The organism is Anaerococcus octavius (assembly GCF_900445265.1).
Taxonomy (GTDB): domain Bacteria; phylum Bacillota; class Clostridia; order Tissierellales; family Peptoniphilaceae; genus Anaerococcus; species Anaerococcus octavius.
The window spans coordinates 497,750-521,019 of the sequence record NZ_UFTA01000002.1 but is presented as its reverse complement, the minus strand read 5'-3'; the positions used below and the strand labels follow the sequence as shown (position 1 = coordinate 521,019).

Sequence of the window (23,270 nt, the reverse complement as noted above, 5' to 3'; positions counted from 1 at the left end):
TTATTTATAAAAAAAAGGATACTAATCAGTATCCTTAAATGTTTAATATTATTCTGATAAGTTTTCAATAAAATCAACTAATTCATCTGCAAATTTATCTTCGTCCTCACCTTCAACTACTAAAGTAATTTCTGTTCCTTTAGCAATACCAAGGCTCATTACATTAAAGATTGATTTAGCGTTTGCTTCTTTACCTTCTTTAATGATTTTTACATCTCCTGGATAATTTTTTACAAATTGAACTAATGATGCAGCAGGTCTTGCATGTAAACCTGTCTCATTTTTAATAACAACATTTCTTTCTGCCATAATAGCCTCCTCTTAGTTTATATAATTATTATAGTGTATCATATTTGTTTTTTCAACTATCTTACTTACTTGATTCCCTTGCTACTATGCTACATTCCATAACCCAATCATTTAATAAAATTTCTTCTTCATTTTTTATTCTTTTTATTAAAGCTCTTATAGATATAGCTCCTATGTCGTAATAAGGAATAGAAACTGTAGTTAGATTTGGTCTATAAATACTTGCAATTGATGAATCACCAAATCCTGCCACTGACAAGTCGTTAGGTACTTTTATACCATTATCTGTACAATAGTCTATAAAACCGATTGCCACTTCGTCATTCATTAATGATACTGCGGTGATATTATTCTTTTTGCATAAGTTTATAGCTTCCTCACCTATGTTATACCCATCATCACTATTTAAACCATCAATTTTTAAAATAAATCTTTCTTTTTCTAGCTCCTTGATGGCTTCTTTATATCCTGCAAATTTTGCTCTATTTAATTCATTGTCATCTTTATTGCCAATGTATAAAACATTTTCATGTCCCATATCAAATAAATATTTTGTAAGATTATATTGCTCTTTTTTATAGTCAATTCTAACAGTATTTAAGTTTTTATATGCATGGTATTTATCTAATAAAATAAAAGGAATTCTAGTTTCTCTTAATTTTATTAAAGTTTCATCTGTTAAATTTTCTGTAATTATAATTAATCCTTCAACTTGCTTTGTAGCAAGAAAGTCTATAGAATTATTTAATGCTTCTTCATTACCATAGGAACTTTGAAGCAAAATATCGTATTTATAAACTCTACCAATTTCTTCGACTCCTCTTATAAGTTGAGCCATATATTCTATACCTAGATCTTCTACTATAACACCTACTAGATTTGATTTTCTCATAACTAGTGATCTAGCAAGTTCATTTGGTTTAAAGTCTAGCTTTGCTATAGCATCTAATACTTTTTGCCTAGCTTCTGGACTAACTGGTTTTGAGTTATTCATAACTCTTGATACTGTAGATATAGAAACACCAGCAAGTTTGGCTACATCTTTAATTGTTGGTTGACCCATATTTACCTCTTTTCAATAAAAAAGATCATCCTAAGATGACCTTTGTTTTTATTATCTGCCTGATATTACGTTTCTAACAATATCAACTACGTCCATTACTAAGCTTGAATAGTCTCCAACTGATGCTATACCTGCACCAACTGTATCTATACTATCTATAGCTGTTTCACCAACATAGTTTACAGTATCTCTGATATCGTCAGTGATACTATTTACGTTAGTCATTGTATCATTTGCTTTGGCAATAGCCATTCTTAGGTTAGGGTCTTGAACAACTGTATTTACGTTGTTAACTAACATGTTGGCTTGATCAACAACTCCAGGAAGTTTATCAATTACTTGATCAATATTGTCTTCATTTTTATCTAGTACTCCATGAACTTTCTTTACTAATTCGTTTGCACTTTTTAAAGTCATTATTAAATAAATAAGTGCAATTATTCCGATAATAGTAAGAATAATATTTCCAAGAAGATTAAAGTTAATAGTTACCATTTAAAACTCCCTAGTTATTTTTTTTCTTATTTTCGATATCTTTTTTTATTTCTTTGCCAGCATCTTTTGCTTTATTTGATGCTTTGTCAGCATTTTCTTTTACTTCTTCTTTACCTTTGCTAGCTTCTACTTTTATATCTTCACCTTTATCATCAGCTACTTCTTTAGCTTCTTTTGCTCCTGATTTTACATCATATGCAACATCACTTGCTGTATCAGAAACTATTCTAGAAACTTCGCTAGCTCCTTCAGTAAGATTATCTTTTACATTTCCAGCTGTTTCAGCAATTTGATCTCCAGTTTGTTTGGCTATTTCTTTACCATAGTCAAAACCTTCTCTAACTGGTTCTAAATCTGTATAAGCTCTATATTTCATATCTTCGTAAGAATCTTTTGCATTATCAACTATATCAGTTGATGTTTCTTTTACTGTTCTTACTGTTTCATCAAAAGCTTCGCTAATATCTTCTCTAGTTTCCTTACCAGATTTTGGCGCTAAAAGTACTCCAGCTGAAACTCCAACAAGTGCTCCAAGTAAAGCCCCTTGTGTTCTCATTCTACTATCATGGTTTTTAGCTTTCCAAATTTCGTATTTAATTTCTCTTTGCTTAGCTCTTGCTCTGTCTTCAATATAATCTGCTATTGACATAATAATCTCTCCTTTAATTTGTACTAATTATTATATACCCACTAAAAAGGTGTTATAACAATTATTTTAAAAAAGTCCTAAGGAGGCCCTTACTTTAATACCTTCATTTGTGTGAAGGTGGGCAAGCTGCCTAGTATTTCTGAAGTCCACTCAAAGGAGGCTTTCCATCCAAACTAGAACGACGCAATCCCTTATAAAAGTTGTAGGTTTAAATTCGGACCGTATGCCTTAGGATACGTCAATTATAATACATTGTTAAAATTAATTCAACAAAAACTTTTTCATGTTTTTTTTCAAAAACTCTATATTTCAATAGTTATTTCTAGGAAAATTTTTGCCAGTAGATAAGAATATCTTTATAAATATTTTATCAATTGGATTCTTTTATATATGTTATAATTACTAAGAGAGGTAGAGATAAATGACAAATGTTATCAATATTTTTAAAAACAGATCAAAATTTAGTAAAAGTATCTTTTACAAAACAAAGCAATTATTAGAAAAACACGGTTATGTTGTAAGCAATTCTTATGATAAAAATGCTGTCTTAAATTTAGTAATTGGTGGTGATGGAACATTTTTAAAGGCAGTCCATGATACAAATTTTACATCTATTCCTTTTATAGGGATTAATACTGGACATTTAGGTTTTTACCAAGAAGTAGAGGTAAATGAAATAGAAGATTTTATACTTGCTTTTAAAAACGATCAGTATCAAATGCAAGAACTAACAATTTTACAATCAACTGTTAATAAAAGAAAGATAGAGTCTTTAAATGAAGTTGTTGTAAAAAGCAATAAAAATCAAATAGTAAGGTTAAAGGTTTTTATAGATGGAAATTTTGTAGAAAATTTTTCTGGTGATGGACTTATTATTGCTACTCCCCACGGATCTACAGCTTATAATTTATCCTGCGGTGGATCTATTTTGCACCAATCATTAAAGGGCTATTCTTTAACACCTATTGCACCTATCTATTCAAATTTAAATAATGCAATCATTAGTCCTATTGTATTACCAGAAGATGCAAGTATAGATATTGTTGTGTCTAAACGAGATAATTACCACACGGTTTTTATTTTTGATGGTAAGGAATATTCTACTAAAGACTACAAAATAAATATTAAAGTATCAAAAAATACAATAAAAAAACTTATTCTCGATAAGAACCATTACTGGTCCAATATCAAAAATAAGCTTATATAATTAGTTTAGGTTTACTTGGTTAAAAATATCAACCAGTAAATTCCTAGCTATTGGTGCTACTGTTACACCACCAGTATCATTTGCATCTTCTACTACAATGGCTACTGCAATTTGTGGATCATAGGCTGGCGCAAAGCCAACAAACCAAGCATCGATAAGTCCATTTGACTTATCAGCTGTTCCTGTTTTTCCGGCTACTTGTATACCATCAATATAGGCTGCCTTACCTGTTCCCTCATTTACTACATCTACCATCATATCTCTAATAGTATTTGCTTTGCTTTTACTAGTTACTATCGACAATTTTTCATCTTTAGCCTTATAAACATTTTTTTCATCTTTATCTGTAATAGATTTTACAAGTTTTGGTTGCATCATAACACCATCATTTGCAATTGTTGAAGCTACCATTGCCATATGAAGTGGAGTTGCTTGAGTTTTTCCATAACCAAATCCAGTCATTGCCAGATCTGCTTGATTTAATTGTTTATAAGGTATAACGGAATCATATTTTTCTAAATCAAATGGATATGGTTTATTAAACATATACTTATCTGTCATATTCATCAAAGTTTCTTTGCCCATATCCGTTGTTTTTTTAGCAAAATAAGTATTTGAAGAATACATAAAGGCTTTTGTTAAATCTAAGTGACCAAAGGCTAAGTTATCAAAGTTTTTAATTTCAAAGTTCTGGATGGATTCTGAGCCAGTATCTTCATAATTTTGGTCTATATTACTATCTAGTATAGCATTCGCTGTTACTATTTTAAAAGTAGATCCTGGTCTGTATAAACCTGTTGTAGTTCTATTTACAAGTGGTCCATTATTATTTGCAATTAAATTATCCCAATTTGCATCGATATAATTTGGGTCAAATGTAGGATTTGAGACCATTGCTAGTATATCACCCGTTTTGGGGTTCATAACTACTGCTGCTCCAACATAATTACTCATATAATTGTAGGTAAGATTTTGAATATTTTGATCTATTGTTAGGTGAAGATCATTTCCTACATCATTAGTTACTACCATTTTTCTAAAATTACTCATATTTTCATCTTTTAGATTTAACAGCCAGTTGTTATAAGTTTTCTCTATGCCTGTTTTACCATAGGTTTTAGAAGTATAACCAGTAATCGTTGATGCTGCTTTACCATAATTATAATGGCGTATTTGATTGCCATTTTCATCTACATCACTATAGGCTAGGATATTACCATTTTTATCAAAAATCTTACCACGAGCTATATTTTCCTCATTTACCCAGTTTCTACGATTATTTTCATTGCTAGCTATTGTTTTTGCTTTAAAAAGCTCAAAATATACTAAATATAAGGCAAGTCCCATAAACAAAATCACAAAGAAAATCATTACGAAAAGTAATCTTTTATTCAAGGTCGATTTGGATAAAACTTTTAGCTCTCGGCTATTTTTTATCCTTTGCTCTTCTTCTTGTTTTTTTATTTTATCTATAAAACTTTCTTTTGGAGCTCTTTTTTTGCTAGCTTTGCGATTATTTTTATCACTCATCTATTTCATCTCCATATTTGATGTCACTTGCACAATATTGCAAACATCCCAATAATATAAATCCAGAAAGCATGGATGATCCACCTTGGGATATAAATGGCAAGGTTACACCTGTTAGAGGAATAATTTTTAAAACTCCTCCTAATATTATAAATGTTTGAAAAGCAAATAATACTCCTATACAAAAAGCTAGGATACTAAAAAACTTATCTTGTTGAATTAAGGATATTTTAAATGCTCTATAAACTAAAATCATAAATAAAAGTATAACAGCAAGCCCCATAAATACACCCATTTCTTCAGATATGGCTGAAAATATAAAGTCTGATTCTGCAACTGGAATGTAATCTGGATGTCCCAGACCAATTCCGGTTCCAAATAATCCACCACTAGCAGTTGCAAATAAAGCTTGAGTTATTTGATAGCCCGTAGCATTTATATCAGACCATGGATCTAACCATGTAGCAACCCTTATTCTAACGTGGCCAAACATAAAATATGCCAAAATAGAGCCTAGTATCATCGCTAATATATTTATGGTAATTAAAACCCTATCTTTTTCATAAACAAATTGGGCAAGTATCATTAGTCCAAAAAATATTAGGGCTGTTCCTAAGTCTTTTTGTAAAAATAAGAAGCCTATAAAAATATAAATAACTATATTCATATAATATCTGCCAAATGGTTTCATAGATATTTCGTTATATCTTGAATAAAAACTTGCCACAAAAAATGCTAAAGGTACTTTTATAAATTCTGATGGTTGGATAGTAACAGGACCTATAACAATCCAGTTTTTTGCTCCTCCAATGTAGGAACCGAAAACTAATGTAGCCATAAATAGTCCTACTGAAACAATTACATAAAATATGCTAATCTTATTCCAAAATTTAAAAGTTCTTAAAATAAAAAAAGTTAAGAAAAATAAGACTATACCTATTAAATAAAACTGCAATTGTCTTTTACCAAATGAAGGATTTATCCTATATATCATAGCCACACCAATTGCAAATAGCATATTTACTATCATCAGTAAAATATTATCCGCCTTAGTAATCTTTGGAGTAAGTATAGTTGATAAAACTATTACAATTAAGATAGCTAAATATGTGTAAAAATCAGTTGCTGATAAATTTGCTATATTAAATATCATAGCAAGAGAAAGTGCTAAAAAAGAAAATATAAATAATAGAAAAATTGATTTTCTAATATATTTTTGCTCTTTTTTTTCTACATCTATAATATTATTCATCATCTTCACCTTGGATAAATAAAAATTGCAATTGACCTATATTGATAATATCATTTGATTTTAATTCAATTGCATCTTCTATTCTTTCGTCATTTAAAAATGTTCCATTGGCAGAATCTAGATCTTCTAAAAAATATATATCTTCGTCTTGAATAATTCGGGCGTGAAATTTGGATAAATACTTATCCTTGATACAAATGGTATTTCTATCATCACGACCAATAGTATTGTCTTCACCGATAAAATAATATTCTTGTACTATAAACCTAAAGCCATCATTACGATTTAATAATTTCAAATAAGTGTCTGACTCTTGTTCTTTTTTTAGGGTAGTCCTTACATCATAATAAATAATTCTAATAATAGAATATATAAAGTAAAAAACCACAATTACAAATATGTATTTTAATATTGTTGAAAATAATTGGTATAGGGTTAAATTTCCTATAACTTGTACTGAAAAAACATCATCAACAGCTTTCAAAAATTTTTCCATATAAACCATCCTTTACGATTTGTATATATTTTACCACATATGATTTATTTTTGAACATTATAAAAATCAATAAAAAAACTAGGGCCTATGCCCTAGCCTCTTCTACTTTACTCTATACTGTCAATGATTTCTTGCATTTGATCGATTAGTTTTTGTTTTTTGTTATCTGCTATTTCCAAGTTATCTTTTGAGACTGCATTTATATATAGTTTTATTTTTGGTTCTGTTCCTGATGGTCTAATTGCTACCCATGAATCATCCTCAAAATAATATTTTAATACATTTGATTTTGGCAATCCAGTTTCATCTAATTTATAATCAATGATTTTTACTGTTTCTAGACCTGCTAAAGATTCTAATGGATTGTTTCTAAACTCTTCCATTATTCTACCAATACGCGCTTTACCATCAAGACCTTGAAGAGTTATGGATATTACATCATTTGAGTAATATCCATGTTCTTTGTAAATATCATTTAGAACATCTAATAAAGATTTACCTTGTTTTTTATAATATCCTGCCATTTCAGCTATCATCATTGCTGAATTTACAGCATCTTTATCTCTAACAAAATCTTTGTAGTTATAACCTATTGATTCTTCAAAACCAAAAATGAATTTACCTTCACCTGTTCTATCAAGTTCATTCGCTACTGCAAAGATATTCTTAAATCCTGTTAGAACATCGTATTTTTTAACTCCATATTTTTCACAAATTGGTGCTATCAAATCTCCAGTAACTAATGATTTTACAACAGCACCATTTTTTGGTAATTCTCCATTTTTATCAAGTGCTTCTAAAATATAGTTTGTAAGTAAAGCACCAATTTTATTTCCAGTTAAAAATACAAATTCTCCATTGCCATCATTTATTTCCACTGCACATCTATCAGCATCAGGATCTGTTGCAAGCAATAAATCCGCATTAACTTTTTTACCTAATCTTTCTGAATATTCAAAAGCAGCTGGCATTTCTGGATTTGGATAGCCTACCGTTGTAAAATCAGGATCTGGATTTTCTTGTTCTGGCACTACATGGATATTTTTAAAACCGCGCTCATTTAGAATTCTGCGAACTAATTTATTTCCTGTGCCATTTAGTGGTGTATAAACAATATTTATATCCTTATCAATATCTTCATTTATAGTACAAGCTAATATTTCCTTTACATAATCTTCTATTACACTTTCTGGTACCCACTCTATAATTCCCTCTTCTAAACCTTTTTCAAAATCTATACGTGAGATTTCAAAAAAATCTGGATGTTCTTCAATATGTCCTAATATTTTATCAGCAGTTTCATCTAATATTTGACTACCTTCTGCATTGTAAGCTTTGTAGCCATTATATTCCATAGGATTGTGGCTAGCTGTTATCATTACACCAGCAGATGTTTTTAGATGTCTAACTGTATATGATAAAACTGGTGTTGGCTCAATTTCTTTGTGTATATAAACTTTTATACCATTTGCAGCAAATACCTCTGCAGTTATTTTTGCAAATTCTTCAGATTTGTGACGTACATCATATGAAATAGAAACTCCTGCTTTTTTTGCATCTTCTCCCATTTCTGATATGGTATCAGCAAAACCTTGTGTAGCTTGGGCAACCATATATTCATTCATACGATTTGTACCAGCTCCGAGTTTACCACGCAAACCTGCTGTTCCAAATTCTAGTGAACTATAAAATCTATCTTTTATTTCTTCATCATTATTTTTTATTTCTTCTAGTTCCTTATGGGTTTTTTCGTCAAATTTTTCATTATTTAACCATAAATCATAATTTTTTTTATAATCCATTTTACTCTCCTAATAAATTTTGTATACATTAACTGATAATTTTTCAAGATTTAAATCTACACTTCTAATATTACATTTACCCTTTTTGTCAAAAATCTTATACATAATAAAATCCCTATATCCAGTAAAACATCCTATCTCTTTGCTATCAAAATATTTATTTTCCTTACTGGCATTTATAGCAACTAATATATATCCTTCATCAGCCTTAATTTTATAGATAATTAACGAATCGTCTATATTATTCATAAATGTTAGACTATTTCTAATATCCTCTGGATCTACTTTATTAAATACCTTTAAACTTTTCCTTAGATCTATAAGATTTTTTGTATAGTTGAAGATGTCAACATTCACTTTTTTTTCTTGCCAATTTATCGCATTTATAAACAATGGCGAATTGTAAGAATTTCTATCATTATTTTTGCTATGATTAAACTCGTTACCTTCATATAAAAAAGGCTTACCGAAAGAAAGCATAATTAAAGTAAGGGCAAGCTTTATATAATTATCTATATTTTCTAAATCTTTTATAGATATTATAAGCTTATCATAAAGGATTAAATTATCATGACAATTAAAATAATTTATTGATTCTGAAGCATAGTCAGCAAATCCCATTCTTTTTTCATCATAATAAATAGACCCTGCTATGCCTTCTTCAATCTGAGTTTTTAGATAAAAATTCCCTTGAATATAACCAATGCCATACGAATCCGTATCTCCTTTTATGGCATCTCTATAAGTATCATTGAAAACTCCAAATCCATTTGATCTTTGGCTGCCTTTTAAGCTTTGTTTTTTATATGGCAAAGTCGTGCCTAAAGCTATCCAAGGTTCACCATAAATAATTAAATTTGGATTAATTTTTCTAAGTTCTTTTATAGAAATTTTTATAGTATCCACATCAATTAATGCCATAAGGTCAAAGCGAAATCCGTCTATTTTATATTCTTTAACCCAGTGTTTTAAAGAATCTATAATTAGTTTTCTCACAAAAGGTTTTTCACTAGCAAGTTCATTTCCTACTCCAGAACCATTTGAAAAAGTACCATCTTTATTCATCCTGTAATAATAATTTGGAGCCAAAGTATTTAAATTTGAATCATATGATTTAAAAGTATGATTGAAAACTACGTCCATTATTATAGCTATATTTTCAGAATGAATAGCATCTATCATTTTTTTTGCTTCTATTATTCTAGACTTAGGATTATTTGGATCAATTGCAAAAGAGCCTTCTGGAGTAAAGTATAACTCTGGATCATAACCCCAATTATAGTTATCATCATCAAAAAATCTCTGATCACTTTCATCCACACTTATAAAATCATAAAAGGGCATAATTTGCACATGAGTAATGCCTAATTCTTTTAAATTAGCTAGTCCTGTTTTATATCCATGATAACTAGAATTTTTTTCTGTTAATCCCAAATATTTACCAGCATTTTTTATATTGCTAGTTTTATCGGCAGTATAATTTTTGATAGACAATTCATAAATGATAGCTTCATTTTCTGGGATTTGAGGAACAGATGAGTTTATAAAACCTACTGGATTTGTCTTTTGCATATCACAAACTACTGAATACATAGAATTTATAGAGCTAGTAAAAGAATACGGATCGGTCACTTCATATTTGTCATCTACAATATATGAATAATAATATCCATCATAGTCTCCATTTAAAGTAAGCTCCCAAATACCCCAGTCATTTTGTTTCATAGAATATATATTTTTTCTAGGATTTCTATAATCATTTATTATAGAAAGTTTGACATTTTTTTCAGGAGCAAAAACTCTAAATGTCGTTTTATCCTTACTATAAATAGCTCCCATTTTATAATCTTTTATATCATTATAAGTTACATTTTTATAATTATTTATCAAAACTAAGTTTCCTTTTTATATGATCTAAATTAAATTCATTAGCCCACAATATATTGTGAACTTCATTTTTTGCCCAAGCTTCTTTATTTAAATAGTCAAAACTACTTATTTTTCTAAGATTAATTAAGTTTTCTAAATCTAAAAATATTTCAAATGAGTCATTGTAAACTAATAACTCATTATAAAGCTTAGAGAAATCATATGGTAGATTTCGTTGATTTTCTTTTAACAAATTATCTATTGTATATTTTACTACTTGATTTTGATAAATAATATCATTTGCCTTATAAGATCGTAAATTTTTCCTATTTTTATAAACTCTGTAATCATCATTTAATAAATAAAACTCATTTTTTGTTTTAAGATTATTTACAATGCCTCCCCTAGTTGAAACTATATTCGCCATATTAAATATAGAATTTAATATATCAAAATTTTGATTATCATAAAGCGGATGTGTTATATTTGTATAAATATCACAAGCTGGATATAAGTTTCTTAAATCATCTACTGTTATATTTTCTACAAATATAATTTTTATTTTTTTTCTGATTATTTTATCTGATTCAATAAGTTTTTTAAGAGCTAAGATAAACTTAATAGTTTCCTTTGCCATAAAATAACCTTCATTGGCTTTTCCAGAAAATATATAAGTAACAGGGATAAAATAAGCATTTCTATTATCTCTTAGATAATAATATTGATAAGCAATTGCTAGAGCATTTAGTATTTGTCTTTTGCTTTCATGCATTATTGTTAGCTGCATATCAAAAATCGAATATGGATTAATATCCGATTCTTTATTTGCTAATGACCTTATCAATCTTTCTTTATTTTTAAATTTAATATCTTCAAGTTCATTTAAAAAATTTTTATCCTCTATATATTTTTCGATATTTTTTAAACTATTATAATCTGTAAAATCTATATCATATTTTTTTAAATAATTTACTAGGTCTTCATTTGCACTTTTAGCATATATTAGCCTATCTGTACCTAGATTTATATATTTTTTGCTGGCTATCTTATCTTCTGCTAATATTTTTGATAAAAATAAATAGTCTTTGCTAAGGGCAAGATTTATATTTTTAAATATTACATATCCATCTTCTACAAATGGTAAATAATTGTTTTCACCAGTCAACTCATTTTGAACGTCCATTATGGTAATAAATATTTCTTCATTTAATTTTCTTATCTCATCTACTGGATACTTTTCTAGAGAATCATCTGTTACAGAAAAGGCAAGATGGTAGAAAATCTCCCTAGTATAGTCTATAGATTTTTTTATAGAAAAATCATAGTCATTTCTTAGAATACTTATAAATTCTATAAGAGCTAGTGTAGGATGTATATCGTTTATTATTACATTTGTCTGTTCTTTTATATGCTCTATATTTTCATAATACAGAATATATCTACGAACAAAATCTCTCATTGCTGACGCTACAAAAAAATATTCTTGTTTTAGCCTTAGAATTTTGCCTTCATAGCTTGAGTCATCTACATACAAAAACTCTGTTATAGAACTATTTTCTATATAATCATCATAAGCGTCTATAATGTCGCCTTTAGAAAATTTGTTAATATTTATATCTTTTGTTGATTCTGCTTTAAATAACCTAAGTGTATTTATAAAGCTTGCATCATCGGAAATTACTGGCATATCATAGGTAACGGTTTTGTGTTTTTTACCATATATTTCAATTTCGTTTGTAAAAGACTTTTTATGTTCCCAATTTGATCCATATTTTAGCCAAGATGAAGATTCTTCTGTCTGCATACCGTCTTTTATAACTTGCTTAAAATTACCTGATTCATAGCGTAAAGCGTAGGCTGTTGCTTTTATTTTTTTATTGGAAAGTTCATTTATAAGATAGGCCGAACCCATACCCATATCTCCTATTCCAAGGGCAGGTTCTTTATCGAGGCTTGTAATTTTTTCATAGGAAAATCCCATCTCATTTAAAGCTTCTTTTATTTCTTCTTTTAAATCTAACTTGTAGATAGCGTTTGTCAAAAACCTACCCGGTAAATACTCAAAGCTTAGAATATAAACTTCATAGCCTTCTTTTATCTTTTTTGTATCAACCCAGTTTTTACCTACAATCTCCATCAAGTATCTGCATAGGCAATCATATATTTCATTATCTCTAGCAGTTTTTATATCTTTAGCATAAAAAGAATACAAATAATTTTGTATTCTTTCAATAATAGTATCTTTATTTGTCTTCATTTTATGGTCGTATATTTTCATATAATTTAAAATATTTACCTGCAGACATATTCCAGTCTATATCTTGGCTCATAGCATTTTTTATCAATCTTTCATGATCTGATTCTTGATTATTATATATACTTATAGCATTTTTTATTGTAAATAAAAGTTCGTGGGCATTTATATTTGAAAATGAATATCCAGTTCCTTCTCCTGTGTACTCATTATATGGAATAACTGTATCTTTCAATCCTCCTGCTTCACGAACTATCGGTAAAGTACCATATCTCATGGCAATTAACTGGCTAATACCACATGGTTCGGATATAGATGGCATCAAATAAAAATCACTTGCAGCATATATTTTATGAGCTTCTGCTCCTCCAAAATAAATCCTGCTTGCCATTTTTTCCGGATATTTCCAAGCAAAATATTTAAACATTTCTTCGTATGTATAATCACCTGTTCCTAAAAGTACAAATTGTATATCTTCTTGTAAGAGTTCTTCTAAAATGAAGCGGATAAGATCCATCCCCTTCATCTCATTTAGCCTAGAAACAAGTCCTATCATAGGAACATCTTCTCTTTCTGGCAATCCATAAAGCTTTTGAATAGCAAGCTTATTTAAAACTTTTTTATCTATTGAATTTATATCATAATTTTGATCAATCATTTGATCAGTAGCTGGATTCCATTCTGAGTAATCTATACCATTTACTATGCCAGAAAGTTTATAATCATATTGTCTAATCACTCCATCAAGACCCTCTCCATAAAATGGATAATGTATTTCTCTAGCATAATTTTCAGAAACTGTATTTACAGCAGTTGCGTGAATTATACCGGCTTTCATAAAGTTTATTGCATCATAAAACTTTAAATCATTCTCATTAAAGTATGATCCATCTAATCCTGCTAATCGTAAATATTCAGGATCAAAAACACCTTGATATTTTAAATTATGGATGGTAAATAGAGTTCTAACATCATCATAATAGCTATCTCCACGCCTATAATCATTTACAAATACATTTACCATTGCTGTATGCCAGTCATTTGAGTGGATAATATCAGGTTTAAAGTTTATTTCTTTTCCTAATAGTGTACAAGCCTTTGAAAAAAATATAAATCTTTCTGCATCATCATCGTATCCGTAAGGATTCTCACGATCAAAATATTCAAGGTTGTCTATAAAATAATATTTAATCCCATCAAACTCTAAGCCATAAACACCAGCATATTGATGTTTCCAATCAAGGTCTACATAAAATTCGGTGATTTTTTCCATTTTTGCCTTGTAAGATTCATCTATTGACGAAAATAAAGGCAATACCACTCTTATATCGCAACCAAGTTTTATAAGTTCTTTTGGAAGAGAGCCTGCTACATCTGCAAGTCCACCTGTTTTTATAAATGGAACTGCTTCCCCAGTTAGATAAAGAATGTTCATTAATAACTCCATTCCTCTAAAATTTCATTTTTGCTTGATACATATGGATGAGATCTGTTTCCAAATAGTTTTACATTTTTTCCTATTTGGGTACCTTTTTCTGCTATTACAAAGTTTAATATAGATTCTTCCCCTATTACACTATCTTGGAAAATAACAGAATTCTTAATTACAGCTCCCTTTTTAACACTTACTCCCCTAAATATTACAGAATTTTCTACTACTCCATCAATTATTGCACCATTTGCTACCAAAGAATTTTTAACTTTGCTATCTTTTGTATAGGAAGTAGATGGTTCGTCTTTAGATTTTGTATAAACAAGTCCATCTTTATAAAATAAATTATTGAAGTACTCTCTGTCTAATAATTTAAGATTAGCATCAAAGAAAGAATAAGTATCCATAATGATCTCTAATTGATTATCTATTCTATAGAAACCAACGTCTAGGTCTTCTGGAAATTCAAAAATAGCTGTTAGCATAGTCGTTATACTATTTTTTTCTTCTGCATATCTTAATACTCTCAAAAATATCTCTCTTTTAATAATTATAGAGCCAGCAAATAGATCAAATTCATCACTAGTTCCTAAATTTAACCCAGCACTAATTGGCTTGCCATCTTCACTAGAATTAATTATCTTACGATTTAAGAAAAATCCATCTTTATCTTCAGTTTTTTTAGTAAAAATTAATGCATCCCTGCCTTCTGTTTTTAAGCGTTCTTTGGCATCTCCTATATCAACTTTGTTGATATACATAGGATTTGTAATAAAAACATATTCTGCATTATTATTTTCAAAGGCTCTAATAGTATCAAAATAAGTTTCTATTTCAGTTGGGTTTATAATATCATAATTTGGAGGATTAATAGTCAGTCCTCCACGTCTTCTATTTAATTCCCAGCTACGTCCATCACCTATATGATCTAGGGTAGAACGCATTTTATTTCCAGCATATAAAATCACATTGCTTATATCATAGTTAGTTAAGTTTGATAATGTAAAGTCGATAATCCTATATCTACTAGCAAAAGGTAGCATATAATCAGGCCTTACCTTGCATAATTCCCCATAATCAGCTGGATTAAATTCTGAGCTATATATTAATGCTAAAATATTATCCATATTACTCCTCCTCGATACCTTCAGAGCTTACCAAATAAACTTTGTCAGTACCACTTTGTCCAATATCTTCTGCTATTTCTATATCTTCTGCAACAACGCAATTATAAATTTTGCATCCTGCATTTACCTTTGATCCATTTAATAAAACAGAATTATAAACTTCAGCTCCTTCTTCTACAGTTACATTAGAAAATAAAACAGAATCATCTACTTTTCCATCTATTACACATGCTTCATTAACTAAAGCATCATTTAGTGTACCATTTACGCCAATTCTATGTGGTGGCAAATTTAAACTTGTTGTATATATTTTCCAATCTTCATCATATATACCAAGCTCATTGTTTGGATTTATCAAATCAAGATTTGCTTGCCAGTAGCTTCTAACAGTTCCAACATCTTTCCAATAACCATCAAATTTATATACATAGAGCGGTTGGTTATCGTTTAGCATTTTTGGAATAATATCTTTACCAAAGTCATTAGATGATTCTGGATTTTCATTATCTTCAATCAATGCTTTTCTTAAAACTTTCCAATTAAAAACATAGATACCCATTGAAGCTAGGTTAGATTTTGGATTTTCTGGCTTTTCTTCAAACTCAGTTATCCTTCCATCTTCATCAGTATTCATAATACCAAATCGGCTTGCCTCCTCCCAATCAACTTCCATAACAGCTATAGTAGCATCAGCTCCCTTTTCTTTGTGGATATCTAAAAGCTTCCTGTAATCCATTTTATAAATATGATCGCCTGAAAGAATTAAAACATATTCTGGATCTACTTGGTCAAGATAATTTATATTTTCATAGATAGCACTAGCAGTACCTTCAAACCATTTTCCTCCTTCTTCTGTATAATAAGGAGAAAGGATGCGTAGACCACCATGATTTCTATCATAATCCCAAGCTGAACCTATGCCTAAGTGGCGATTTAATAGTTGTGGCTTATATTGAGTTAAGACACCTATATCTTTTATTTCTGAATTAGTTGAATTACTTAAAGCAAAGTCTATAATTCTGTATTTTCCTCCAAAAGGTACAACAGGTTTTGCCATATCTTTTGTCAATGCCTTTAACCTTGAACCTTGTCCACCGGCTAATAACATTGCTGCGGTTTTATTTGAGTTTCTCATATGCCCTCCTTTTAAAGAGACTTGTCTTATATAATATATTAATACCCTAAATTGAAATATAGTTTTAAAAAAACCTTTTCTTAATATATATTTTACAAAATCCACCTCTCTTTGACAACACAGATGCAAAACGTATAGTATTAGTTACATGGGGATGCCATGGTTTCGACGTGGTCGAGTAATTATTAGTAGCAAGTCGAGTGTGGAACGTAAATCCACAGTTTAAATATAAACGCAAACAATAATAGCGAAGCAAACTTCGCACTAGCTGCCTAAGAATCTGGTAGCAATGAATTGTAGGTTAGTCGCGAACTTACAATTTGTTTCATAATTTTAGCGACAAACTAATATACCTAAGCTTTGCAGTATATTCAGTAATATGAAGCTAGCATAAAAAATATTTGTAAGTTTATAAGTTTTATGCGAAATTTAAAAACTTACTAAACTTGTAGAAGCTAATAAGGATGCTTCCACGGACATGGGTTCGACTCCCATCATCTCCACCATATACACTAAAAGCCTTGAAATATCAAGGCTTTATTTTTTTGAAGTACTAAAAAAGTACTATTTATTTTATTTTCCTAATAAGACATTTTTAAATATATCATTATCTCTTTTTTCTAATTTTAAAACTGTATCTAGTACAGGATTTGAAATATTAGAAGTTTGAACTTTAAGGCTTGAATAGTCATAAGCTTTTATATAGATAATCTCATCATAGTATAAAGCTTCTTCTCTATAATCCTGAAAGTACTTTGAATTATAAATCTTTTTCTCCGCATTATGTTTTATATTTTGCACCCTACCAGTAGTAAATTCTAAACTTTGGGCTATACATTTCATAGACATCTCCTTAATATAAAACATATCTAAGACCTTGTATTCCTCTTTAGTTAGTATTTATTTAAATCGATTTCGATTATATCTATCTACGCAATCACTCTCAATGTCTACCCTTTCATCTTCTAGAGTGTCGACCATCGATAGATTTTCTCCGTCTTGATTTTGAATAGGCTCATCAAGAGATAAATCTATACTATAATCTAATCTATTTCTAGTAATAGCTTTGATACAACTAATAGCATATGTTGAAAACTTAAAGCCTTTACTAACATCAAATGTTTCTACAGCCTTAAGAAGACAAATAAAGGCTTCTTGCTCCAGTTCTTCAATGTCATTTGCATTAGAGCTATACAAGCCTTTCATTCCAATATAAATTAATTTCTTATTCTTTAATGCTATTTCATTTCTTAATCTAATAGATTTTGTTTTCTGATATTCTTTAAATAGATCTATATTGTTATCATAAGAGATTGCTTGCTCCAAATTGCCCTCCAATCAAGAGAACTTACTATTCTTCTTTATGATTGATAGAGTATTCTTCTATAGCTTTTCTAAATAATTCAGCCCTTGATAGATTCTTACTATCTACTAGTTCATCAATCATTTTCTTAAGCTCATTATCAACCCTAATTGTAATCTTATAGTCTTTTCTCTCATCTCTTGGTAAAAATGGTCTACCTACTTTATTGCTATTTATGTCATCTAGATTAGTCATTGTTTTATCCTCCTAATAATTAGTAGCTATCTATTTATATGATAACACTAAATAATAAAAGTAGGACAAAAATTATCATTCATCTATATGGTATAATATACACAATTCTTATTATTTACTAACAATTATTGCACAAAATGATTCTTTTGTGTAATTATTGACTTACATTAATTATGATAACGCCTATTTCAAGCCAATGTATTTTACTGTATATTATACACTATTTTTGAGTTTTTTAGATAGTATCTATAATATTAAGGAGCTTATTTTGAGATTTAAGGGCGTTTTATATTGTTACTAGGGTAATAGCCGATATAATAATTAGCCTTGAATATACTTTAGAGAATATAGATTACTGATTGTATCTACAATTCTTTACTATTGTAATTCCATGATAACAAATGTTAGGAGGTCTAAGTGAGTATAGAGCAAACCAGAAAAGAAATTAAGAAGTACATCAAAATAAAAAAAGAACAAGAAGCATTATCAAATCAAGCTACATATTTAGAAAAAATAAAGAACGATATCGATCAGGAAAGTATAGACCCAAATTTTATAAAAAAAGTTGAAGATTTAGATTGTAGAATTAAAATTTTAAATGCTGAAATGTATAAAGATAAGGTATTTATAGATACCATAGAATCAGCCTTACAGTCATTAGAAAATGATGAAATCGAATTGTTGTTAAATATGCATGGAAATAATAAAATTAGCAAGCGACAACTAGCAAACCATTTATATACTACCAAATCTACCCTATACAGGAGAGAAAACAGGATACTTGAAAAAATAGATTCTGAATTATCAGTTATACGAGAGTTACGGGAATAAAATTGGATCTAATTCATCTCTATTGGTATATTCTCTTTTTGTTTCAATAATCAATCTCTATATTTTAAGATATAAGCTATTTAAAATAGAACTCCATATCTTTATATACCTAATATATATAAGATATACCTAATATATATAAGTTCAAAAAAAGAGTCACATATTAGTGACCCTAATCATTCTATATTGAACATAATTAAGTTATGATACAAATTATAAACTACTTTATTAAAATGCTTTTTATATTTATTATTAAGTATTCTTTTTTATCGACGGACAAACTTCGTGATTTTTATCCAACCACAGTATACTAAAAATACCCGATTCATCTAGAAAACCAAATAATCTAGTTCTTCCATTAAGCCTAAGAGAAAATAGATTATCTGATAAGTTTACTAAATTTAGTTTTATTAATCTATTTTGGGCCTTTTTATCAAGATCTTTGAAACCAATAAAATGATTATTGGTCCCTTTTTTAGGTCCGCCAGTTTGTTTAACAATCTCTTTCCAAGTCATTCTTTCAAAATCACTTAATTTTTTATAAATATCATCATTTAATACAGAATGATTTACACACCAACTCCCACCGCTTTTATCGCATTTGTGTAAATTCCAAGAAGGATTTTTATCATAAAATGCATCTGGACTTTCAGCAACACGTGTTTTTTTATATAATGATGGCTCTCCGCCTTGTTTAACCCTTTTAGCCATTATAACCCAGCATAATATTCTTGCATTAAATCTTTAGGTATGATTTCATTACAAAAATCACCATCTTTACAATTATTTTTTAATCTGATTTCTTTCCAAGGCCTTTCCATATGTGTTAAGTTACTTAACCAGTAAGGCTCTTTATCGCCATAAGTTTTTAAAACCTCATCAATATTCTCTTTTTCGGTTTTATTTAAATTATTTTCATCTCCAAAATCTTCAAAAATTTCTTTATTTACGATAAATTGACCTTTGTGAACTCTGAATAATTCACTACAAACCGGACCATTAGCCCATGCTTCAAACTCCTCGTCAAATAAAGGTTTCCCCTCCCAAGCTAGATTCCACGCTTGAGAATAGTAGGTCAGCTTTTGAAGTTTCATCGAAGTCATTTCTCCATTTTTACTTAAAATGTAATTAACTACATCAAATATACTAGTCATTTTATCCCCCTATTTATTGAAAGAAACTTTCTCCTCTATTTACTTGTATATTATCATAAACTTAAATACTATTCCATTTCATTTTGTATTCATATAATATATAAAATATATATTATATGAATCTTTAACATTAAAAAAGAGCTAGCCATTAACCAACTCAAACTAAGCATGAATGTTATATACTACTTATTACTATATACCGACAATTTACTAATAAAATATTTAAGTTTATTATATATGATATTATTTAGTCAATCTCTTCTTTTCATCTATCTCTTATATGATAAAATCAGTCTAGCTCACATAAATCTATATTCTTAGATTTTGCGTATGATAAACTATAGATGTTTAGATTATATTTTTTTATGGTATTACTTATAGAGTATATCGATATCTATATAATATAAAAAGTCATCAAATGTCATCATCAAAATATTAGATTGGAGTTCTTAAATAAAAGGTAGAAGGTATAAAAATTTGAAACAATAGTTATTAAACTAGTAAATATAAGCATTTTGTTTTACACCTCTCCTATCTTATCTAGCTAAGTAAATTATGTAGAAATGTGATATAAAAATATTCCAAATCCAGTAAATCCTTAATAATAAGCATAATAATAGCCAATAATCAAGTATTTAATGTTAGTTTTTGTTTGTATTTATATAAAATTAGAGGAGAAGCATGACCATTCAAGAAACTAAATAAGATATTAGAAAAGATTGATTTATACCTAAATATAACTTGAAACTAACCACAATATGAAAAGAGCAAGGAATTCCTTGCTCCAATTTTTCTATATAATAATATTTTCATCATACATTGTTGCTATAACTTCAGGTATTACATCTTTTATTTTATCAAGATTTGTTATATCTGTAGTGGATACAGTCCCAGTAGCTAGAATGTGCATTTGCATAATTAATTTATTTCCATCTGATTTTAAATACACACTAGGTAGCCCCTCGCACAATGTTATTATAACCTCACCATCTTCAAATTCTCTTGATGATGAGTTATAGACAATATCTTCTCCCATCTCACTAATTAGGTCAATATACATATCATAACAAGGATCTATAATATAATCGTTTAGTTTTTCCATTTTATTCCTCCGCTTTATCTAATACGCTTTCAGTATCATCATATAATGTATAAGCCAACTCATGTACTAATTTTGATTGATTTGCTAAGCATCCTAACAATGCCATTGAATAGTCTTTTTCCATGTCCGTATTATGTGGTAGAACTCTATATAAAAAGGCTTCTATGCCTTTATATAGGTTGTACGATTCGCTTTCTAAATCCATAATTATTTTCTTAGTTTCTTTTTTATTCATCTTTTCCCTCTCACTGTAATTATTTAGACATTAAATGTCTCTGTATATCCCTGTAACTTTAGCTACAAAGTCTATTTTATCCATCTCATCATTGGTTAGTTTTGAAATCTCATAGAGATTAGTATTACCATCTATGACTGCTACTCCAATATCTGATTGCTTAAGTTCACGATTATTAAATATATGCTTGCAGAAAATAAAATCACCTTGTTTTATCTCCTCACATTCCTTTTTAGATTTTAGTATAAAATCAGGTTGCCCTATTATATTATTTGGCAATGTTACGCAATTGCTTTCAAATAAGTCAGTATTATTCACTTCTTATCTCCTTAATTAATTCTTTAGTTTTGATAGTTTTTTATCCATTGTTATTTTGTTCAATAGCTCATTTATGAAAGTTCTAGATTTGGTTTTATCCATACTATAAAATTGATCATATATCGATTCTTTTATATCTTCAGAATATTTTTCTCCTAACTTTATATACATATCAAAATCAGCTTTTTTTACTTTTATCAAGGTATCAATCTCTTCATCTGTATATTCAAATTGATTGATGATATAAACTAAATCCCACAGGTCAATCTGATGAAATATATATTCAGGTATCAATAACCAGCTTAAATTTTTCAAAATCTTTCGAACTTGATTATAGGCTTCTTTGTATCCCTCTCTATATCCAATCATGTAATTTAAACCAATATCATCTGTAATCATCTCTTTTGATAAATCAAATATATTTTTTTCTCTATCTAAGTATTCTTTTATATTCAAATTTATTCCTATCTTATTTCTGTATAACAAAACTTCATATTTTACGATTTAAGAGATTTTAGAAATCGAAGTATATGTTTATATGCCAAAGTGATTAGAATCTAATCTACATACTAAATCTTAAGGAATTTTAATATAATTCTTATATCTCTTACCTCGATTATTTTCAGTTGAAGTTTTAGCTAAAATTGTTTATACTATTAGTACATTATTTTATTAGCCCCTTGCTCTTTGCAAAGGGCTTTATTTTTATCTATAACTTTTATTTCCAAACTTAACAGGTTTTGTCATTCCGTTAAGTCTATCTACAAATTGATCAATAGTTCTGTTAAGAGAGTTATTTTCTTTTGAATATAGCTTCGCAGCTAAATCATTTAAACCATAATTTGAAGTAACAAATAAAATTGAGTCATTGTTCATCATCTCATCTAATAATCTTTTAAGTGTTCTAACTGCCCAATCTGTACTATTTTGTCCTAATTCATCAATGAACACAGCCCTATTTTTAGCTATATCCCTTATAACTTCATCTTCGCTAGTTTGAGCTTCAGGGTTATATGATTCCTTAACTTTAGATAAGATATATTCTTCAGTTGCAAAGAATATTGGTTCTTCATATTGTTTATATACGGCTCTAGCTAATGCACTAAGTAAAGTTGTTTTTCCAGTACCCGGTTGTTTACTGTAAATGTATAAACCTTTTTCTAAGGTTTTGAAATCATATACTGAATCAATAGCCATATTAACTTGAGGCATTTCTTCGGATTCCCATGTATTCTTAATATCATTCAATGTTAGATCTATAGTTTTTTTAGGCATTCTTGAAAGATTTTTTATATACCTTTCATTGTCTAAGTGCTTACTAGCTTTATTGATTTTAGCTTGCAGTTCTCTTTCTTTTTGCTCCAGCAATTCAGCAAGTGTTTTTTCACTTCTATTGTTTACTTTGCCCATTTGTTTATAATCATTTATCATTCCATCTAAATTCATTTAATC

At 28.7% G+C, this 23,270-nt stretch carries 25 protein-coding genes and 1 other RNA gene; 3 read left to right on the top strand and 23 right to left on the bottom strand.

Going from position 1 to position 23,270, the window contains the following annotated elements; all coding sequences use genetic code 11:
- Positions 1-48 precede the first annotated feature (48 nt).
- From DY249_RS02680 to DY249_RS02665, 4 genes are all read right to left on the bottom strand, one after another.
- On the bottom strand, positions 49-309 hold the full coding sequence (locus tag DY249_RS02680) for an HPr family phosphocarrier protein (RefSeq protein ID WP_101539996.1): 261 nt from the start codon (positions 307-309) through the stop codon (positions 49-51).
- Between the two features lie 61 nt (positions 310-370).
- Positions 371-1,372, bottom strand: coding sequence for a LacI family DNA-binding transcriptional regulator (locus DY249_RS02675; RefSeq protein WP_101539995.1), 1,002 nt, complete (start codon positions 1,370-1,372; stop codon positions 371-373).
- A gap of 51 nt (positions 1,373-1,423) precedes the next feature.
- Complete coding sequence (locus DY249_RS02670) at positions 1,424-1,867, bottom strand: hypothetical protein (protein ID WP_101539994.1); 444 nt, start codon at positions 1,865-1,867, stop codon at positions 1,424-1,426.
- A gap of 10 nt (positions 1,868-1,877) precedes the next feature.
- A complete protein-coding gene (locus DY249_RS02665) occupies positions 1,878-2,516 on the bottom strand; it encodes a YtxH domain-containing protein (RefSeq protein WP_115595095.1) in 639 nt (212 codons plus the stop codon).
- A gap of 421 nt (positions 2,517-2,937) precedes the next feature.
- Between DY249_RS02665 and DY249_RS02660 the strand changes: the two genes are divergently transcribed.
- On the top strand, positions 2,938-3,723 hold the full coding sequence (locus tag DY249_RS02660; RefSeq protein WP_115595094.1) for an NAD(+)/NADH kinase: 786 nt from the start codon (positions 2,938-2,940) through the stop codon (positions 3,721-3,723).
- Here the strand turns inward: DY249_RS02660 and DY249_RS02655 are convergent, their stop codons facing one another.
- The 9 genes from DY249_RS02655 to DY249_RS02615 form a co-directional block, all read right to left on the bottom strand.
- Complete coding sequence (locus DY249_RS02655) at positions 3,724-5,253, bottom strand: peptidoglycan D,D-transpeptidase FtsI family protein (RefSeq protein WP_115595093.1); 1,530 nt, start codon at positions 5,251-5,253, stop codon at positions 3,724-3,726. It lies immediately after the preceding gene.
- Positions 5,246-6,505: an FtsW/RodA/SpoVE family cell cycle protein gene (locus DY249_RS02650; RefSeq protein ID WP_101539990.1), complete on the bottom strand. Its 1,260-nt coding sequence runs from the start codon at positions 6,503-6,505 to the stop codon at positions 5,246-5,248. The genes DY249_RS02655 and DY249_RS02650 overlap by 8 nt, the downstream gene beginning before the upstream one ends.
- A complete protein-coding gene (locus DY249_RS02645; RefSeq protein ID WP_101539989.1) occupies positions 6,498-7,001 on the bottom strand; it encodes an FHA domain-containing protein in 504 nt (167 codons plus the stop codon). Before DY249_RS02645 ends, DY249_RS02650 begins: the two co-directional genes overlap by 8 nt.
- A gap of 107 nt (positions 7,002-7,108) precedes the next feature.
- Complete coding sequence (locus DY249_RS02640) at positions 7,109-8,803, bottom strand: phospho-sugar mutase (RefSeq protein ID WP_115595092.1); 1,695 nt, start codon at positions 8,801-8,803, stop codon at positions 7,109-7,111.
- A gap of 9 nt (positions 8,804-8,812) precedes the next feature.
- Positions 8,813-10,693, bottom strand: a complete 1,881-nt coding sequence (gene pulA / locus DY249_RS02635; RefSeq protein ID WP_245943490.1) for a type I pullulanase — start codon at positions 10,691-10,693, stop codon at positions 8,813-8,815.
- Entirely contained in the window at positions 10,683-12,929 is a 2,247-nt protein-coding gene (locus DY249_RS02630; RefSeq protein ID WP_245943489.1) for a glycogen/starch/alpha-glucan phosphorylase, read from the bottom strand. The genes pulA and DY249_RS02630 overlap by 11 nt, the downstream gene beginning before the upstream one ends.
- Before the next feature lies 1 nt (position 12,930).
- The gene (glgA, locus tag DY249_RS02625) at positions 12,931-14,361 is read right to left on the bottom strand and encodes a glycogen synthase GlgA (protein WP_115595090.1); all 1,431 of its coding nucleotides are present in this window, start codon (positions 14,359-14,361) and stop codon (positions 12,931-12,933) included.
- Positions 14,361-15,485, bottom strand: a complete 1,125-nt coding sequence (glgD, locus tag DY249_RS02620; protein ID WP_115595089.1) for a glucose-1-phosphate adenylyltransferase subunit GlgD — start codon at positions 15,483-15,485, stop codon at positions 14,361-14,363. Before glgD ends, glgA begins: the two co-directional genes overlap by 1 nt.
- A 1-nt stretch (position 15,486) precedes the next feature.
- Positions 15,487-16,620, bottom strand: a complete 1,134-nt coding sequence (locus DY249_RS02615) for a glucose-1-phosphate adenylyltransferase (RefSeq protein ID WP_115595088.1) — start codon at positions 16,618-16,620, stop codon at positions 15,487-15,489.
- A gap of 150 nt (positions 16,621-16,770) precedes the next feature.
- Between DY249_RS02615 and ssrA the strand changes: the two genes are divergently transcribed.
- Positions 16,771-17,126, top strand: a transfer-messenger RNA (tmRNA) gene (ssrA, locus tag DY249_RS02610).
- A gap of 67 nt (positions 17,127-17,193) precedes the next feature.
- Here ssrA and DY249_RS02605 read toward each other — a convergent pair.
- Genes DY249_RS02605 through DY249_RS02595 form a run of 3 tightly spaced genes read right to left on the bottom strand, consistent with a single transcriptional unit; the run spans position 17,194 to position 18,178 of the window.
- On the bottom strand, positions 17,194-17,463 hold the full coding sequence (locus DY249_RS02605; protein WP_115595087.1) for a hypothetical protein: 270 nt from the start codon (positions 17,461-17,463) through the stop codon (positions 17,194-17,196).
- Positions 17,464-17,520: 57 nt separating this feature from the next.
- Positions 17,521-17,946: a sigma factor gene (locus DY249_RS02600; RefSeq protein ID WP_115595086.1), complete on the bottom strand. Its 426-nt coding sequence runs from the start codon at positions 17,944-17,946 to the stop codon at positions 17,521-17,523.
- A 25-nt stretch (positions 17,947-17,971) separates the two neighbouring features.
- Positions 17,972-18,178, bottom strand: a complete 207-nt coding sequence (locus tag DY249_RS02595; RefSeq protein ID WP_115595085.1) for a ribbon-helix-helix protein, CopG family — start codon at positions 18,176-18,178, stop codon at positions 17,972-17,974.
- 417 nt (positions 18,179-18,595) lie between these two features.
- On the opposite strand from DY249_RS02595, the gene DY249_RS02590 reads away from it, so the two are divergent.
- Positions 18,596-19,009 carry a hypothetical protein gene (locus DY249_RS02590; RefSeq protein WP_115595084.1) on the top strand — a complete coding sequence of 138 codons (414 nt, stop codon included), beginning with the start codon at positions 18,596-18,598 and terminating at the stop codon, positions 19,007-19,009.
- Positions 19,010-19,261: 252 nt separating this feature from the next.
- On the opposite strand, the gene DY249_RS02585 is transcribed toward DY249_RS02590, so the two are convergent.
- The 7 genes from DY249_RS02585 to DY249_RS02555 all read right to left on the bottom strand — a co-directional run bounded on the left by DY249_RS02585 (position 19,262) and on the right by DY249_RS02555 (position 23,264).
- Complete coding sequence (locus DY249_RS02585; protein WP_115595083.1) at positions 19,262-19,720, bottom strand: hypothetical protein; 459 nt, start codon at positions 19,718-19,720, stop codon at positions 19,262-19,264.
- Positions 19,720-20,163 (bottom strand): Panacea domain-containing protein, encoded by a 444-nt coding sequence (locus DY249_RS02580; protein ID WP_115595082.1) that lies wholly within the window; start codon positions 20,161-20,163, stop codon positions 19,720-19,722. The genes DY249_RS02585 and DY249_RS02580 overlap by 1 nt, the downstream gene beginning before the upstream one ends.
- 793 nt (positions 20,164-20,956) lie before the next feature.
- A complete protein-coding gene (locus DY249_RS02575; protein WP_115595081.1) occupies positions 20,957-21,265 on the bottom strand; it encodes a hypothetical protein in 309 nt (102 codons plus the stop codon).
- A 1-nt stretch (position 21,266) separates the two neighbouring features.
- Entirely contained in the window at positions 21,267-21,500 is a 234-nt protein-coding gene (locus DY249_RS02570; protein ID WP_115595080.1) for a hypothetical protein, read from the bottom strand.
- A 30-nt stretch (positions 21,501-21,530) separates the two neighbouring features.
- Positions 21,531-21,818 carry a hypothetical protein gene (locus DY249_RS02565; RefSeq protein ID WP_115595079.1) on the bottom strand — a complete coding sequence of 96 codons (288 nt, stop codon included), beginning with the start codon at positions 21,816-21,818 and terminating at the stop codon, positions 21,531-21,533.
- 15 nt (positions 21,819-21,833) lie between these two features.
- On the bottom strand, positions 21,834-22,274 hold the full coding sequence (locus DY249_RS02560) for a hypothetical protein (protein WP_115595078.1): 441 nt from the start codon (positions 22,272-22,274) through the stop codon (positions 21,834-21,836).
- 249 nt (positions 22,275-22,523) lie between these two features.
- Complete coding sequence (locus DY249_RS02555) at positions 22,524-23,264, bottom strand: ATP-binding protein (protein WP_115595077.1); 741 nt, start codon at positions 23,262-23,264, stop codon at positions 22,524-22,526.
- Between the last annotated feature and the right edge of the window lie 6 nt (positions 23,265-23,270).

Excerpts from the sequence above, each read along its gene's own strand:
- glgD (WP_115595089.1), bottom strand. The coding sequence starts at position 15,485 with ATGGATAATATTTTAGCATTAATATATAGCTCAGAATTTAATCCAGCT.
- DY249_RS02605 (WP_115595087.1), bottom strand. The coding sequence starts at position 17,463 with ATGAAATGTATAGCCCAAAGTTTAGAATTTACTACTGGTAGGGTGCAA.
- DY249_RS02665 (WP_115595095.1), bottom strand. The coding sequence starts at position 2,516 with ATGTCAATAGCAGATTATATTGAAGACAGAGCAAGAGCTAAGCAAAGA.
- DY249_RS02580 (WP_115595082.1), bottom strand. The coding sequence starts at position 20,163 with ATGACTAGTATATTTGATGTAGTTAATTACATTTTAAGTAAAAATGGA.
- DY249_RS02670 (WP_101539994.1), bottom strand. The coding sequence starts at position 1,867 with ATGGTAACTATTAACTTTAATCTTCTTGGAAATATTATTCTTACTATT.
- DY249_RS02575 (WP_115595081.1), bottom strand. The coding sequence starts at position 21,265 with ATGGAAAAACTAAACGATTATATTATAGATCCTTGTTATGATATGTAT.
- DY249_RS02650 (WP_101539990.1), bottom strand. The coding sequence starts at position 6,505 with ATGAATAATATTATAGATGTAGAAAAAAAAGAGCAAAAATATATTAGA.
- DY249_RS02585 (WP_115595083.1), bottom strand. The coding sequence starts at position 19,720 with ATGGCTAAAAGGGTTAAACAAGGCGGAGAGCCATCATTATATAAAAAA.
- DY249_RS02680 (WP_101539996.1), bottom strand. The coding sequence starts at position 309 with ATGGCAGAAAGAAATGTTGTTATTAAAAATGAGACAGGTTTACATGCA.
- DY249_RS02640 (WP_115595092.1), bottom strand. The coding sequence starts at position 8,803 with ATGGATTATAAAAAAAATTATGATTTATGGTTAAATAATGAAAAATTT.
- DY249_RS02595 (WP_115595085.1), bottom strand. The coding sequence starts at position 18,178 with ATGACTAATCTAGATGACATAAATAGCAATAAAGTAGGTAGACCATTT.
- DY249_RS02555 (WP_115595077.1), bottom strand. The coding sequence starts at position 23,264 with ATGAATTTAGATGGAATGATAAATGATTATAAACAAATGGGCAAAGTA.
- DY249_RS02660 (WP_115595094.1), top strand. The coding sequence starts at position 2,938 with ATGACAAATGTTATCAATATTTTTAAAAACAGATCAAAATTTAGTAAA.
- DY249_RS02615 (WP_115595088.1), bottom strand. The coding sequence starts at position 16,620 with ATGAGAAACTCAAATAAAACCGCAGCAATGTTATTAGCCGGTGGACAA.
- glgA (WP_115595090.1), bottom strand. The coding sequence starts at position 14,361 with ATGAACATTCTTTATCTAACTGGGGAAGCAGTTCCATTTATAAAAACA.
- DY249_RS02570 (WP_115595080.1), bottom strand. The coding sequence starts at position 21,500 with ATGAATAAAAAAGAAACTAAGAAAATAATTATGGATTTAGAAAGCGAA.
- DY249_RS02675 (WP_101539995.1), bottom strand. The coding sequence starts at position 1,372 with ATGGGTCAACCAACAATTAAAGATGTAGCCAAACTTGCTGGTGTTTCT.
- DY249_RS02630 (WP_245943489.1), bottom strand. The coding sequence starts at position 12,929 with ATGAAGACAAATAAAGATACTATTATTGAAAGAATACAAAATTATTTG.
- DY249_RS02655 (WP_115595093.1), bottom strand. The coding sequence starts at position 5,253 with ATGAGTGATAAAAATAATCGCAAAGCTAGCAAAAAAAGAGCTCCAAAA.
- DY249_RS02645 (WP_101539989.1), bottom strand. The coding sequence starts at position 7,001 with ATGGAAAAATTTTTGAAAGCTGTTGATGATGTTTTTTCAGTACAAGTT.